This is a genomic window from Pseudoalteromonas sp. SWYJZ12 (genome assembly GCF_015864395.1).
GTDB lineage: Bacteria > Pseudomonadota > Gammaproteobacteria > Enterobacterales > Alteromonadaceae > Pseudoalteromonas > Pseudoalteromonas arctica.
Genome location: NZ_JADYXH010000004.1, coordinates 179,599 through 194,980 on the forward strand (window position 1 = coordinate 179,599; position 15,382 = coordinate 194,980).

Here is a 15,382-nt window from a genome sequence, read left to right on the forward strand (position 1 = left end):
GCGGTTTACTCGTTGTTTAGTATTTGTCATATAAATTAAAAATAAGCATAAAGGGTTGTTTTATTGTGAGGGTAATTATTCCCTACTTATTACTGATGCGTTTTTGTTGTGTTATTACTAATAATTCAAATGCTGCGTTGTTAGCTATTAAACTTTGCTATAATCGAGCAAATTTTTTAATGAGATAAATAAATGACCCAAGTAGATGTAATTGTAATAGGTGCGGGAGCAGCAGGATTAATGTGTGCAGCGCAAGCTGGATACCGTGGCCGAAGCGTTACAGTACTTGATATGGGAAAAAAACCAGGTCGTAAAATTTTAATAAGTGGTGGTGGGCGTTGCAATTTTACAAATGAAAATGCAACCCCGGATAACTACTTATGCACAAACTCTCATTTTGTTAAATCATGCTTAAGTCGTTATACACAGCATGACTTTATTGAGCTGGTGGACAGACATGGCTTGGCGTATCACCATAAAACACTAGGCCAGCTTTTTTGCGATAACAATGCACAAGACATTGTTGATATTTTACTAACCGAATGTGAGTGGGCCGGAGTAAATATAAAGCTACGCAGTGAAGTGATCAGTGTATCAAAAACCGAAACCGGCTATAGCGTTACCACAGAGCAAGAAACATTAAGCTGTGAGTCGTTAGTTATTGCATCGGGTGGCTTAACCATGCCAAAACTAGGGGCTACACCAATAGGTTATAAAATTGCAGAGCAGTTTGGCTTAAGCGTGTTACCAACTATGGCTGCACTTGTGCCGTTTACTCTGCATCAGCATGATAAAGAGCGTTTTGAAGGGCTTTCGGGAATTAGTATTCCATGTGAAGTTTCAAGCGAAGACGGCACCGTATTTAAAGAAAATATCCTCTTTACTCACCGAGGGTTATCGGGCCCTGCAATATTGCAAATAAGCTCATTTTGGCGAGCAGGGCAGGTTGTCACTATAAACCTGCTACCTGAAATTGATTTAAGGCAACAACTTGCTGATTGGCGTGAAACACAAGCCCAAAAGTCGTTAAAAAACAGCCTTTCGACTATTTTACCTAAACGCTTTATAGAAATACTGCACGAAAGCAAAGCGATACCAGATTGTAATATTAATCAGCTTACACATGCCCAAATAGATGAGTTAGTAAATTACATTCATGCGTGGCAAATTAAACCCAATGGCACAGAAGGTTATAGAACAGCAGAAGTAACATTGGGCGGTGTAGATACCGACGAGTTGAGCTCAAAAACCTTTGAAGCTAAAAAAGCTAAAGGCCTATACTTTATAGGCGAAGTAACTGACGTAACGGGTTGGTTAGGGGGCTACAATTTTCAGTATGCTTGGAGCTGTGGATTTGCTTGTGGGCAGTATGCATAGGCGTTATGTGTAGAGACAATAAAGTTAAGGGGTGAAGCGTTCACCCCAAGGTTACAAACTTTATTATCGCTACAACAGACTAAATTACGGCCATTATTTTTAGCTTCGTATAGTGCTTTATCAGCCCGTTCTAATATATTTAGTACAGTATCACCCGTTTGAATAGGGGCTAAACCTATACTGATAGTAAGAGATATATTTGCAATTGGATGAGTGCCCACATACTCTTTTAGCTCATTGGCTTGTGCCATCGCATCGGTTATGGAGGTGCCTGATAAAATAACAGTAAACTCTACACCTCCCCATCGTGCAATTAGAGAGCTATTTGGCATTTAATTTTTTAGTATATTGGTAAATTCACTTAAAACGCTATTACCTACTAAACGACCATAGATATCGTTAATATTTTTAAAGTTATCTATATCGTAAATAAGTAAGTAGTTAGAGATTTTTGGAATTGTATTTTTAAAAATAGGCTAACACTTAAGAAAAAAACCGCCAAACTGGCGGTTAAAAGGTCTACACAATACTGTAAAAGTTATAACTACATAGTTACTTTAATAGTTCGAGCACATCAAAACAGGCACCCATTGTATGGTAATCAGTTTTACCTATTGGGCTTTTCATCGTGTCTATTTTTTTATTGTCAGCGGTTAAAATTCTAAACCAGGCTCCGTATTTATGATCAACTAAATGCTGCCACGAATACTGCCAAATTTTGTCATACCATTGCTGATATTTTTCATCCCCTGTTGCTTGATAAAGATACGCGGCACAACACAGAGTTTCGGCTTGAACCCAAAAGTATTTATCGTCATCGCAAATAGTTTTATCAGGGGCAAAGCCGTAGCAAATACCGCCGTGTTTTTTATCCCACGCTACATTTATTGAGTTATCAAATAAGGCTTGAGCGCGTTCAATAAGCCATTTTTGTGGCTTATGCTTATTTAAAAACATAAGCAGTTTTGACCACTCTGTTTGATGGCCAGGTTGAAAGCCCCACGGACGAAATAAATTTTTAGGATCGTCTTTGTTGTACTCTAAATCGACCTGCCAATTTATATCGTAATGCTCCCAGATTAATCCGCCCATTAAACTAGCTTGGCGGTTAACCATGTTGTCGGCAAGTGTGAGCGCACGGTTTAAAAACATTTCGTCTTTTGTGGCTTCATAAGCGGCAATAAGTGCTTCACAAGTATGCATATTGGCATTTTGGCCGCGGTATGAATCACATTTTGTGAAGTCGCTGTTATGCTGATCTTTATATAAACCGGCTTTTGCATCCCAAAAATGTGTTTCCATTGTTTGAAATGTATCGTTTAGGTATTCGCGCGCCTCTGTAACACCTGCGCGATATGCCCAGCTGTACGCTAAAATAACAAATGCAAAGCCATAGCAATGATTGGTGTTATCAAGCACGGTAGCTTGACCGTTTTCAACTTTTAATAACCAGTTGTAGCCACCAGTTTGCTCAACAAGGTGATGCTTACGAATAAACTCAATCCCCGATTTAACACGGTTTAGGTACTTTTCGTCATTAAAGGTTTGGTACGCACGCGCATAGTTAAATACAAAACGAGTAGAGCTTACTAAGTGGCGCGTGTGTTTATCAAATACCTCACCGTTATCAGAAAAGTTTTGGTAAAAACCACCGTGTTCATCGTCAATATTTGGCTCATAAAACGCTAACGTGTCGCTAATGTGCTGCGTTAAAAATTCACGGCTTTTAAAGTTGTCAGGTGTGCTTTTCATCGTTCGCTCCTAAAATCGTATAGAGACTTTTGGTTAGGTAGGGAGTTAAATGCCCCTTTGTAAGATGCGGCATGGGCACCACATAACGAAGCAAATTCAAAAATAGTATTTAGCTTTGCATTATTTTCACAAAGGGTACTAAAGCTCGCTGGTGTTAATGCGTGTAAACCAAGCTGGTATAGTAAACCACCAACAAACGCATCTCCTGCAGCAGTGGCATCAACCATAGTAACCTTTTTAGGGTGAAGCGTTTGCTTGGCATTTTTTGTATACCAATGCATAGGGTTGCATGCATCGGTAACTACAAATAGCTCGCAACCGTTATTAAGTGTTTGTGCAATAAACTCATCGCTCGATTGCTCACCCGCTAAGTATTCAAGCTCTTCTTTTGAGGCTTTAATAATTGAGCAGTCTTTTAATAACGGTAAAATATACTCGCGAGGGTTGGCATCGCTTGGCCATAAATTGAGGCGCAAGTTAATATCAAAGCTCACAATTGAGTTATTTTGTTTTGCAAATTTAACACCGTAAGCGGTGGTGTTTCTGATGTTTTTGTCGGTTAATGTGTTTGAGCAAATATGAAAAATATCGCATTGCTCAAACCATTCGCTACTAAAGTCATCGTTACTAAAGTGCAAATCGGCGGTGTTATCACGGTAAAACTCAAACGTGCGATCGCCATCGTTATCGAGTGATACAAACGCGAGGGCGGTTTTGGCTTGGTTGGTAAAACGCATAAAGTCGGTTTTTACACCTTGCTCTTTTAATGCATTATGTAAAAAGTCGCCAAAGCTATCAGTGCTTAGCATTCCTGCAAAGTAGGCATTACCGCCTAGCTTTGCAATGGCAACGCTTACGTTTGCAGGCGCACCGCCTGCAAACTTTGTAAACGCTTCGTGTTCGTTGCTGTTTTGGCTCAATTTATTTGAAAGTAAATCAACCAGTACTTCACCAAAGCATATTGTGTGTTTCATGATCTTGCCTTAGTTGTTAGTCAAGTAGCCAATGTAATGCTATTGCAGCTGTCCACGAGAAATCTTTACCACCACAGCCTGCACCTGTTTCTGGGTTAAAATATTCGTAGTAGCCTGACTTAACAACTAGGTTGCGCGTATCATCTTGAATTTTTTCGGCGGTTGTTACAAAGCCGGCTTCTTTAAGGCCTATGGCTATCATCCAGTTGATGTGTAACCAAATCGGGCCACGCCAGTAGCGTTGTGGCTCGTATTTTTCTTCTTTAGGGTGAGTAGAAGCCACACTAAATTGGCTCGACTCAATAAAGTCTTCGGTGGCTGTATTAATTATTTTAGTTTGCTCATCGCTTGTTAAACCTGCATATACAGTTAATAGCGCGGCTGATGTTTTAACTTTAGCCAAGCTGTTAGTTAAAACATCTCTGCAATAAAAGTACTGGCTTTGTTCACACCATAAAGTATTTATGGCTTGCTCTGTTATTTGTAAACGCTGTGCTAAGTAATCAGTGCGAGCATCGATTAAGCCAAGTTGTTCACCCATTTTGAGTAAATCTTTGGTTGCACGATGCAAAATAGCAATAATACCTAGGTCATTCATTTTGTACGGACAGGTTTCGTAAATTACTTTGCTGTCAAAGTTGTTACGTTTGAAAAAGTCTACAAGGTATAAAAAGCGGTCGTACTCACTTTTATGTGGACGCTGAGAAGAATCTACATGACTTGTATCACGGCGCGTATATTCCCAATCTACACATGGCACAGCATGAAGAGCATCATCCCACGATGGACTGTTATCCATGCCCGATTCCCACGGGTGGTAGGTTACTACTAAGCCTGTTTTTTCAGGATCTCGGTCGTTGTACCACCATAAATGATAATCAACTACTTGTGAAAATAACGCTTTAACTTTTTGTTCTGCAAGTGCTTTATCTTTAGCGCTGGCAAGCATTTCTTTCATTACGGTGGCGACTACTGGCGGCTGTGAAATAGACGTACTTTTAATTTTTTTATCCGAACCCCATACGTCAGGACCAGGAAAATAAGTATCAGAATCTTTATGAAACAAGATGTGCGGCACCATGCCATCATCCCATTGGCCTGAAAATAACACATCAATTTCTTGCCATGCGCGGCTTTCGTCTGATTTCATCCAGCCTAGTGCTGTAATGGCTGAATCCCAGTTCCACTGAAACGGGTATAGGCCATGTGTTGGTACTGTATAGCCACCTAAGTCATTTGCTATAAGTGTTTTAGTAGCAAGGTCTGCAAGCGATGAAGCCGTTGCTGAGTCAATTTTACCGCTGTTTATAGTAGTCATATTGGGTGCTCTTTGTGTGTTATTTCCGATTTGGATAATATTAAAGCACTCATTATGGGTTGTAAATGTTTTTTTTCTGTGCTTAAATCCTGTTCGAAGTAACAAAAAACTAACATGTTTACTTGATTATTTCGGCTTTGCTTAGCCACACTCTAAGTAAATACACACAGACAACTAGCACAATTGGAGAATACCCGTGAATAAAACAACGATCGCCTCTATTGTATCTTTATGCCTTGCACAGGGCGCTTATGCAGCAGAAGAAGCTGCACCAGATACAGCAAAAAAAGCTAACAACGTTGAGCGTATTATCGTCTCTGGTACCAGTAAAGGGCGTGTTATTTCAGACACTCCACAATCAGTAACATCTATTAGCGAAGACGAGCTGGTAAAGCTGTCTTCAAGTAGCCAAGCGGATGTGCTTCGCTATATTCCGGGTATTAAAGTAGAAGGCGGTGGCGGTGAAGTCGCTACTAACCTACAAGTAAGAGGCTTACCTTCATCGGGTCAGTTTCAATTTACGCCGCTATCTTATGATGGTTCACCTACGCTGAGTGTTTTTGGTTTAAACTCATCGGCGTTTGATGTGTATTACCGTAATGATTTGGGTATTGAGCGCGTAGAGTTTGTGCGTGGTGGTGTATCTAATTTATTTGGCCAAGGTTCTGTGGCCGGCATTATTAACTATATTTCTAAAACGGGCAGTGATGATCCGCAAAGTACCGTACAAATGGAGCTTTCTGACCAAGGGCGTACTCGCTTAGATTTTGCAACGAGCGGTCCACTTAACGAAGACGGCTTATATTATGCGCTTTCTGGTTTTTACCGTTACGACGAGGGCCCTTTAGATACAGGCCTTGAGACTAAAGGTACACAGTTGCGTGGTAATATTCGTAAAGAATTTGATGATGGCTCTGGCTCATTTACTGTTTACGGACAGTACATTGACGATCAAGCTCAGTTTTACTTACCTATTCCACTTGATGGCGACAGCCGCGAGCGCTTAATTGGTAACGATGGTCGTGAAGTCGAATCACTGCAAACGGCGCAAGTATCTAACTTAACGTACGATACAGCAAATGGTCGTTATGAATCGCCAATCAGCGATGGTGTAGTTACTAAAGGTGGTTCTATTTCAGTGGTGTTCGAAAAAGAACTCGCTAACGATTTTGCCATTAATATGCGCAGTAAATACGCTAAATACCAACACGAATTTAATTTATTTTTAGACGGCGACGGTATTATTAATGTACCTGAAAGCCAAGACGACTTTTTAGCTAACAGAGGGCTAGGTGATGCAAGCGGTGCTGAGTTTTCTTATGTTAATTCAGGTGTCGCACTTGCAAGTGATGACTTACTATTTGCTAACCGTATTTTAGACCGCGACCGCCCAGCTGAAGATTTTTCTGCAGAGTTTAATATCATCAAAAGTATTTTTGTAGGTGATTTTAGCCATGATATTACAGTCGGTACATTTTTCTCTCACAGTGAAGCCGACGACGACAACGTTATTACAACTTACTTAGGTGAGTTTAATAACAATCCTCGCTTAATCGACTTAACGTATACAGATGTTAATGGCGACGAGGTTCAGTACACTCAAAATGGTATTAGTGGCCCAGGTATTTCTTATACTAACCAAACCATTAGCGCTACCCGCCGAGCATTGTACGTAGCGGATCAAATGGAAAGTGACGACTGGATTTTTGACTTTGGTGTTCGCTACGAAGAAATTGAAGGAAAAATTAGTCGCGAAGGCAGCCAAGTAGTTCAGATTTCAGATGATCCAACGCTTGCACCTAACTTACAAGTTAACACTACGGGCAGTGGTGTAATGACTTACGGCGAAGTCGACACGTCTGAATTTGCTGTATCAGGGGCGGCGTTATATCGCTTAACTGATAATTTAAATGTATATGCCAATGCATCTCGCGGGTTTTTCTTCCCAGAAATTAGAGGTATTCAGTTTAATGATTTAGGCGAGCCTGCCAGCTACGAAGCCGAAATTGTTGAGCAAGGCGAGCTGGGTGTTAAGTTTTTTGATAACGACTTTAGCGGTAGCATTGCGTTATTTAGAACTGACTTAAAAGACAGACGCAGCGTAGACTTTGTAAATGATGGTAATGGGGGGGTATTAGAGCTGCCAGTTATGCAATCAACTAAAGCAACGGGTGTTGAGCTTACCGGTCGTTACGATATTACCGATGAGTGGGCTGTTGATGCCAATATGACCTATACCGATCACGAATTTACTGAATTTGACTCAGACCCTTCTATTATTGGTAACGAATTACGTCGCAAACCAAAAATATTATTTAACTCATCTATTAGCTACACCGCAGATAACTGGGATGCTTCTATTTATCATAACTTTACAGGTAAAAACTTTGCTAACGATGCAAACTCTGTAGAACTTGATTCATTCCACTTATTTAGATTTGATGCAGGCTATAACTGGCAAGTTGCACCAGAGCAAACAGTACGCTTAAGCGTTGGGGTATTTAACCTGTTTGATTCTGACGGTGTTACTGAAGGTTCACCTCGTCTAGGTAATAGCCAAACGGCAGATAACCCATACTTTGTCGGTCGCCCAATTCTCCCACGACGCGTTACTTTAAGAGTTAAATACGACTTTTAAATAAATGCTTTATGCCTATTAACTCACTTTGGGGTTAATAGGTTTTTTGCATTGTGATGCATTTTTCAGCTAAGTTAGCTACAGGTTTATCTTTTTGACTAGGCTCGTTTATTAAAAAGATAAGGGCAGGTAGCCATTTGGTATTTTATTTTTGAAAAGGCGCAGTGTTTTCATATTGTGAATACGCGAATTAATTATGAATATATTAGATTTTTCAATAGTTGCTCTTTATCTTGGTGCCTTATTGGTAATGGGATTTATGCTACGCGAACAAACCAATAAAAATGATTACTTTTTAGGGGGTAAAAGCTTAGGTTGGAAACCTTTGGCTTTGTCGGTAATGGCCACTCAGCTTTCGGCTATTAGCTTTATTTCAGCTCCTGCATTTGTTGGTTTGCGTGAAGGTGGTGGTATGCAATGGCTCTCGTATGAGCTGGGTGTTCCGCTGGCGATGATTTTAATTTTAGCGACTATTTTACCCAAGCTTTATAAAAGCGGCATTGTCAGTATTTACGACTATCTAGAAATGCGCTTTGGGCGCTCAACCCGTGTACTTATTAGTGTGGTTTTTCAATTTAGCCGTGCGTTTGCGACCGGCATTATGATTTACGCGGTATCGCTTATTTTACAAGGCACCATGGGAATAGAAGCATGGCAAGCTATTGTACTAACGGGTGTTATAACCGTTTTATATTCACTGCAAGGCGGGATGAAAGCTGTAGTGTACGGTGATGCAATTCAAATGATCATCATTGTACTGGGTACTATTGCTTGTATTGGCTTTGGACTTTATCACTTAGGTGGCGTTGATACCTTTATTGCTAATGTTGATTCGAGCCGATTAGAAGCCATAAAATTTGATTCGTTTGGTTTTAGTGGAGATGGCTTTGGCTTTTTGCCTATGATTTTTGGTGGTGTGGTACTTTACGCTTCTTACTATGGGTGTGACCAAACGCAAGCGCAACGTGCGCTCAGTGCAAAAGATCCTACAAACCTACGCTACATGATTTTAGCAAATGGTGTAGTGCGCTTTCCTATTACTATTTTATATTGCGTGTCGGGTTTAATTGTTGGCACTCTGGCAATGAGTAACCCTGAATTTTTAGCAAAAATTCCAGCAGATAACCCTGATTGGATGATGCCTATATTTATTTTAGATTACCTACCGCATGGCTTAATTGGTTTATTGGTTGTCGCTATTTTGTCGGCAGCGATGTCGTCACTTAGCTCTGCAATTAATTCACTTTCGGCGGTAAGTATTGAAGATTACAGCCGTATATCTAATAAAGAGCTAGACCAACCATCTTACTTAAAGTTAGCTAAATACTTAGGTTTAGCATGGGGCGCAATTACCTTAGTACTATCACTTTTTGCCGGTGACATTGCACCGACTATTATTGAAGCTATTAACAAAGTCGGCTCGTTATTTTATGGCCCAATACTGGCGGTATTTTTAGTTGCTGTACTAAGTAAACGCAGTGCTGCATTGCATGCCAATATTGGCTTAATTAGTGGTGTATTAATTAACTTGTTGGTGTCGGTATTTGCGCCTGATATTTTCTGGTTTTGGTGGAATTTTATCGGTTTTGTAAGCGCTGCTGTGATTATTTATGTTACGAGTCGTTTAATTCCAAGAGAGGTAAACGAAGTAACAAAAGTACAAAATGCCGAGACAGTATCAAACTCAATTTTAACTGGCAAAGATATCGTTATGCTACTTAGCATGTTTATTGTGATGATATTAATTTGTTTAGCTATTCCTTCAATTTTTTCGTGAGCTGTGACTAATGGATTCTAAAAAGTCGTTTTTAATTGATTTATTTACCACTGCGGTAAATGCCTGTAAACCAAGTGCTTGCATGAGTAAGTATTTAGAAAATATAGATGCAAGCAAAGGTTTGTGTGTAGTGGGGGCGGGTAAAGCCGCCGCTGAAATGGCCGCCGAAGTTAATCGCTTTTATGGTGATAAATGTTTTGGCGCAGTGGTAACGCGTTATGGCTACGAAAGTAGCGGTGATACTGGGCGAATTAAAGTGCTTAGTGCAAACCACCCAACACCAGACGATAACAGCTTAGCTGCTGGCAAAGAGTTATTGGAGCTTGTAAGAAATAATCCGGCTGATATTCCTATTTTGTTTATTATTTCGGGGGGCGGTTCGTCGTTGATGTGCCTACCTGTTGATGATGTGCCTTTTTCACAAAAGCAAAAGCTTAATCAGTTTTTACTTAGAAGTGGTGCAAGCGTTGATGAAATAAATGTAGTGCGTAAGCAGTTGTCACTTGTTAAAGGCGGTAAGTTAGCGCAGGCCGCTAAGTCGGATTACGTTACGCTCATTATTTCAGATGTAGTAGGGGACAAACCAAGTGATATAGCATCGGGCCCTACTATTAGCGATGGCAGTACTAAAGCCGATGCACTGGCTATTTTACAAAAGTACAATTGGCCGGTAATTGCAGAGGTTGAAGCGCATTTATTAAAACCAGAGCAAGAACGAGTTGCTGATACCGTTGGTGAGTACTTTATTGTTGCAAATGCGCAGCATGCTATTGATAGCGCTATAAGTGTTGCACAGCATGAAGGCTGGGAAATCCAGGTACTAGGGTATGATATTCAAGGCGAGGCTAAAGAAGTTGCAAAGCAACATGCGGCTATCGCTCTTGAGCAAAAAGCCCAAGGCAAGCGCGTTATGTTGTTCTCAGGTGGCGAGCTTACAGTAACCGTTGCTGATGTTTATGGCGATGGCGGGCCCAATCAAGAATACTTAATGGCGTTGGCTGAGGCACTTAATGGCGAAGCGGGTATTTACGCACTTGCTTGTGATACAGATGGTGTAGATGGTAGTAAAGATGTAGCGGGTGCTTACATAAATAGCACAACGATTATACGGGCACAAAGCGCAGGAGAGAGCCTTCAAGCGCAATTAGAAGGGCATAATAGCCATCAGTTTTTTAAAGCAATTGATGATTTAATTATTACTGGGCCAACTAACACAAATGTGAACGATTTTAGAGTGATAGTGATTGAGTAGGCGCAGTTTGCCCACTTGTTCTTTATAATGGTTTCACGTAATCTTGTGCTCCAATTTTGTTAGGGTTAATACCTATGTTTTCGTTAAACAACAGTAACTTATTACGCTCTGGTTTTGAGCTTGGAAAAGGCGAAAAGCTATTTCAAGATATTGAGCGCGATATTATAAAAGTGGTGTTTTGGGAAAAGTGCGTAACTCAAAGTCATATTGTGAGCGCAACTCGTATTCCACAGCAAACTGTGTCGCGTTTACTTAAGTCGTTAACCCAGCACGGTGTAATTGTACAAAGCGATACGCTTATTCCTAATAAAAAAGGTAAGCCGGGGTTTGGCATTGCCCTTAACCCCGATTACGGATTTACCTTTGGCTTAGCTATTTTACTTGATGCTATTTCGCTTGCTGTAATGGATTTTACGGGAAAGGTGGTTTACACCCATATGCAGCTAATGTCGGATATGAGCATTAATAATGTGCTTAAATGTGCACAAAAGCTGGTGGAAGAAATAAGCGCTGAGCGTGACATTCCAAGTGAAAAAGTACTGGGAATGGGCGTGGGTATCTCTGGCTTTTTTAGCTCAATGGATGGGAAAATGAATACCCACCATATGCTAGAAGAGTGGTCGCAGGTTGATATTATCGATATTGTGTCGCAGCATTTTCAGCTCCCAACTTGGGTTGTTAACGATGCTACAGGCGCAGCCGCAGGTGAAGGTGTTGCTGGTATTGGTCGTGAATATAAAAACTTTGTTTATATGTTTGTGTCGGCTGCATTTGGTGGTGGTATTGTAAATAATGGCGACGTACTGCGCGGTACATACGGAAACGCAGGTGAGCTTGGCGACATGCTACCGCCTAAATTATATGCGCACCCTAATCTTGAATTACTAAAACGTATTTTGAAAAAAAATGGCGTAGCGGTTACTTCTATTTACGACCTGCATGACAACTTTGACCCCGATTGGCCTGGCGTTGAAGAGTGGTTGTTTAAAGTTCAAGACTCATTTGATTTAGTGGCAACCTGTTGCTCTGCATTATTAGATGCTGAGGCGATTATTATTGGTGGCCATATTCCAAAAGAGTTGGCTGAAAAAGTTATTGCACGAACTGAGGTTTATGCACAATTTAGACGTGGCGCTAAACGCCCTATGCCAAAGCTGGTGGTATCTAATATTGATAATTTTCCGGTATCAATTGGCGCAGCCACATTGCCATTTAGAGAGTTGTGTTTGTAGCTTAATACCAATCCGCAATAATACTTAATCATTTTGCGGTGCTAAACGTGTCGCTACCTGCGTTAAAAAATTCTCATTTACGACTGCATGGATGCAGAAGGTAGAGCAATGCAGGAGCAATTGCCGAGAACAACTAAATATCGAATTTTTTGCCTAGCTATCAACACGTTTTTCCAGCCTCAAAATAGCTTATTTAATTAAGCGAATTGGTATAAGAAATACAAATTTTAAAACAAAAAAGCCGATATTGTTTTATGCAATATCGGCTTTTGTGTGTGGGTTATTTACTCTTCAACGAATGCCTCGCCTTGTGTCATCCATTTTGCAGCTGGCTTGCCTTTTAAGTAATGATCAAAGTACTGCATCATACGTACTGAAAAATCGACCTGATTAGGAAACTTTTTCAAGTGGTGTGGTTCACCTTCGTATTGTAAAAATGTAGCATCTTTTCCTGCACGGCGCAGAGCTAAGTAGTACTGCACGCTCTCATGCCAAGGCACTGCATCATCTTTGTCGCCAGACATTATTAAGATAGGCGTATTAACTTTGTCTGCAAAAAATACTGGTGAGTTTTCTATGTAAAGCTCTGGTGCTTCAAATAAGTTTTTGCCAATACGGCTTTGCCCTGTTTCGTATTGAAATTGACGAGCAAGGCCCGATTTTAAACGTATGCCACTGTAAGCACTTGTCATGTTTGATACTGGTGCGCCAGATACAACCGCTTTAAACATATCTGTTTGGGTTATCATAAACGCACTTTGATAACCTGCCCAAGAGTGACCTTGTAAGCCTATTTTATCTGGGTCGGCTATGCCTAAATCTATTAATTTTTGGGTGGCGTTTATCATGGTTTGCGTTGACGATTTACCCGGGTGACCTATTTCAAAACGAATATCAGGTAAAAATACCGCATAACCGTTCGAGGTAAACATAGGGAAGTTAGGGCGATGGTTTAATTCCATTTTAGGAAAATCAAACATGCGCTGACTCATGTAACGATAAAAATACACAACCACAGGTACTTTATCGCCTTTTTTATAGCCCGCTGGTTTTATTAATACACCTTGTAAATCTTCACCGTCAAAGCCTTTATAGCTTATTAGTTCTGGCTTTTCGCCCCAGGCAAAATTACTAATTTGTGGGTTTAGGGTGGTCACTTGTTTTGGTGAACTAAAGCTAAAATCTGTTTGGTAGTAATCAGGAAATTGGCTATAAGTTTGCGAGGTAAATAAGTACTTGTCAGCCTTTTTGGCTTTTTTAACCATATCAAAGCGTTTATTACCGCTAAGCACCTTAGTTATTGTGTTAGTGGTTAAGTCGAGCTTTGCAACTTCGCTTTGTTTAGTTTGTAAGTTAATAGCAGAGACAAGTAATGTATCGCCTTTTTTAAAGCCCACTTGGGTTTTATCAAGCTTAATAACACGGTACTGCGTATTGCTTTGCTTACCATTAGTTAGGCGTTTAGCTTGCTGCGTTTTTACGTCAAATGCCCAAATATCGTATTTACTATAAGCAAGCACTTGGCTGCTATCGGTCATCCAACCAGCAAAACCATAACCAGGTTGGGTAGAAGGGTAGTCGTGTTTATCATCAGCAAAGGTTGCCTGAATCGCTTTTGTAAGCGGTGTTACTTTATTATTTTTTAAATCTTTTAACTGTATTTGGCTATCATTAAAATAAGCTGCAAATTCACCATTAGGTGCAAGGTTCGGTTTAAACGGGTAGTTACTAATAATGGGAGTTTGTTTACCGGTGTTTATATTTACTGCAAAGTAATCAGCAAAAAAACCGCCGTACATTATTTTTTCTAAGTAGGGAATGTTAGATGAGCCAAGTAAAGACACATCTCGCTCAGGGTTTAGTGCAACCTCAGGCATGTTTGGTGTACTAAGTTGCGCAACTTTTTGCGAGTTAACGTGATACACCGCGCTGTAATGGCGATTTTTATTAACTTCGTTCCATTGTTGTTCTTCACGTGGTTTTATTTGCGCATCGTTGTTGTGCCATACATCTAAACCTTTTTGTTCACGAATGGTGTCAAAATCGTATAGTGAGGCTTCGTCGGTATATTCTTTAGTTTTTACTTTGGCTGCCAATTTAGGATGGTTTTCAAAATATAAACGCTCGCCATTTTCTGACCATTCAAGGGTAGCTGTTTTCCCTAACGTCCATGCTTTATTAGGTGAATCTATAGTTGTAAGCTTCTCGCTTTTATATAGCTGTAAAGTGTAGCTTCGACGGCGCGTGTCATCATTTACATAGTTACCCAATGTAAACGCTGCAATATTGTCAGTTGGGTGCCACGCTATTTTATTTGCGATTACGCCTGGTTCATCAATTAATACGCTGCTATTAAAGTCACTTAGCTCGATTAACGCTATTTGGTTGTTATTACCGTCGCTGTAACTTTGACTTACTAATAGCTGGCTGTTGGCTGAGTTAATAGCGTAGCTAAATACGTTTTCTATTGTATGGGTGCGTTTATCAGATAAATTTACTATAACAAGCGCATAGCTCTTATCTTTTTTATCGGGCGTGATAGCGTTATCGTCTTCGTTTTTAGTGCTATCGGTTTTATCTTCTACTTTTGCGTCATCGTCTTTTTTATTTAAACGATAAGCAAGCCACATACCGTCATCAGATAACGTGTAATCTTTTACATCAGCAAAGCTTTGTTGAGCACCTGATTGTGTGTTTACGAGTACCAGATTTTTTTTAAGTGTGTCTTTTTTTTTGGTTGTTTCTTTTTCAAGTAAGGTAGGTACTTGTGTAAAAGCGACCCAGTTAGCGGCTTTATTAATATGAGGTTTAGTGCCGCGCTCTACTTCTGCGATGAGTGTATTGCTTTGTAGTGAGTAAACTTGACCAGTTGCATTTCCACGATACGGCGTTGCACTAAAAGTGAGTACTTGACCATTGTCAGATAGTTGTGTGCTTTTAGCTGATTTAAAACTAAATACGTCTTTAAATTGTAGCGATTCTTTGGCGTGTATGCCGGTGCTAGTTAAGCTGGCAACGAGTGCCGTGCTTAATAAGGTGAGTTTTGTTTTCATTATTGATTC

The 15,382-nt window shown here is 40.2% G+C and carries 9 protein-coding genes and 1 pseudogene; 5 read left to right on the forward strand and 5 right to left on the reverse strand.

What is annotated here, in order from left to right; genetic code table 11:
• The first annotated feature begins 192 nt into the window (after positions 1-192).
• A complete protein-coding gene (locus I6F42_RS07285) occupies positions 193-1,377 on the forward strand; it encodes an NAD(P)/FAD-dependent oxidoreductase (protein ID WP_010553332.1) in 1,185 nt (394 codons plus the stop codon).
• Here I6F42_RS07285 and I6F42_RS07290 read toward each other — a convergent pair.
• The 4 genes and pseudogenes from I6F42_RS07290 to I6F42_RS07310 form a co-directional block, all read right to left on the reverse strand.
• Positions 1,332-1,850 (reverse strand): annotated as a pseudogene (locus I6F42_RS07290) (GGDEF domain-containing protein). The gene I6F42_RS07285 and the pseudogene I6F42_RS07290 overlap by 46 nt on opposite strands.
• A 79-nt stretch (positions 1,851-1,929) precedes the next feature.
• Positions 1,930-3,129 (reverse strand): AGE family epimerase/isomerase, encoded by a 1,200-nt coding sequence (locus I6F42_RS07300; protein WP_197151620.1) that lies wholly within the window; start codon positions 3,127-3,129, stop codon positions 1,930-1,932.
• The gene (locus tag I6F42_RS07305) at positions 3,126-4,103 is read right to left on the reverse strand and encodes a carbohydrate kinase (RefSeq protein ID WP_197151622.1); all 978 of its coding nucleotides are present in this window, start codon (positions 4,101-4,103) and stop codon (positions 3,126-3,128) included. The genes I6F42_RS07300 and I6F42_RS07305 overlap by 4 nt, the downstream gene beginning before the upstream one ends.
• A gap of 16 nt (positions 4,104-4,119) precedes the next feature.
• A complete protein-coding gene (locus I6F42_RS07310) occupies positions 4,120-5,421 on the reverse strand; it encodes a trehalase family glycosidase (RefSeq protein WP_007586071.1) in 1,302 nt (433 codons plus the stop codon).
• A 196-nt stretch (positions 5,422-5,617) separates the two neighbouring features.
• On the opposite strand from I6F42_RS07310, the gene I6F42_RS20365 reads away from it, so the two are divergent.
• From I6F42_RS20365 to I6F42_RS07330, 4 genes are all read left to right on the forward strand, one after another.
• Positions 5,618-8,059: a TonB-dependent siderophore receptor gene (locus I6F42_RS20365; protein ID WP_169060649.1), complete on the forward strand. Its 2,442-nt coding sequence runs from the start codon at positions 5,618-5,620 to the stop codon at positions 8,057-8,059.
• A 196-nt stretch (positions 8,060-8,255) separates the two neighbouring features.
• Positions 8,256-9,836, forward strand: coding sequence for a sodium:solute symporter (locus I6F42_RS07320; RefSeq protein WP_033027098.1), 1,581 nt, complete (start codon positions 8,256-8,258; stop codon positions 9,834-9,836).
• A gap of 10 nt (positions 9,837-9,846) precedes the next feature.
• Positions 9,847-11,088, forward strand: a complete 1,242-nt coding sequence (locus I6F42_RS07325; protein ID WP_197151623.1) for a glycerate kinase — start codon at positions 9,847-9,849, stop codon at positions 11,086-11,088.
• A gap of 74 nt (positions 11,089-11,162) precedes the next feature.
• Positions 11,163-12,320, forward strand: coding sequence for an ROK family transcriptional regulator (locus I6F42_RS07330; RefSeq protein ID WP_007586058.1), 1,158 nt, complete (start codon positions 11,163-11,165; stop codon positions 12,318-12,320).
• Between the two features lie 284 nt (positions 12,321-12,604).
• Here the strand turns inward: I6F42_RS07330 and I6F42_RS07335 are convergent, their stop codons facing one another.
• Positions 12,605-15,373 carry a S9 family peptidase gene (locus I6F42_RS07335; RefSeq protein WP_197151624.1) on the reverse strand — a complete coding sequence of 923 codons (2,769 nt, stop codon included), beginning with the start codon at positions 15,371-15,373 and terminating at the stop codon, positions 12,605-12,607.
• Positions 15,374-15,382 lie beyond the last annotated feature (9 nt).

Coding starts and splice junctions, on each gene's coding strand:
- I6F42_RS07325 (WP_197151623.1), top strand. CDS start 9,847: ATGGATTCTAAAAAGTCGTTTTTAATTGATTTATTTACCACTGCGGTA.
- I6F42_RS07285 (WP_010553332.1), top strand. CDS start 193: ATGACCCAAGTAGATGTAATTGTAATAGGTGCGGGAGCAGCAGGATTA.
- I6F42_RS07320 (WP_033027098.1), top strand. CDS start 8,256: ATGAATATATTAGATTTTTCAATAGTTGCTCTTTATCTTGGTGCCTTA.
- I6F42_RS07300 (WP_197151620.1), bottom strand. CDS start 3,129: ATGAAAAGCACACCTGACAACTTTAAAAGCCGTGAATTTTTAACGCAG.
- I6F42_RS07335 (WP_197151624.1), bottom strand. CDS start 15,373: ATGAAAACAAAACTCACCTTATTAAGCACGGCACTCGTTGCCAGCTTA.
- I6F42_RS07305 (WP_197151622.1), bottom strand. CDS start 4,103: ATGAAACACACAATATGCTTTGGTGAAGTACTGGTTGATTTACTTTCA.
- I6F42_RS07330 (WP_007586058.1), top strand. CDS start 11,163: ATGTTTTCGTTAAACAACAGTAACTTATTACGCTCTGGTTTTGAGCTT.
- I6F42_RS07310 (WP_007586071.1), bottom strand. CDS start 5,421: ATGACTACTATAAACAGCGGTAAAATTGACTCAGCAACGGCTTCATCG.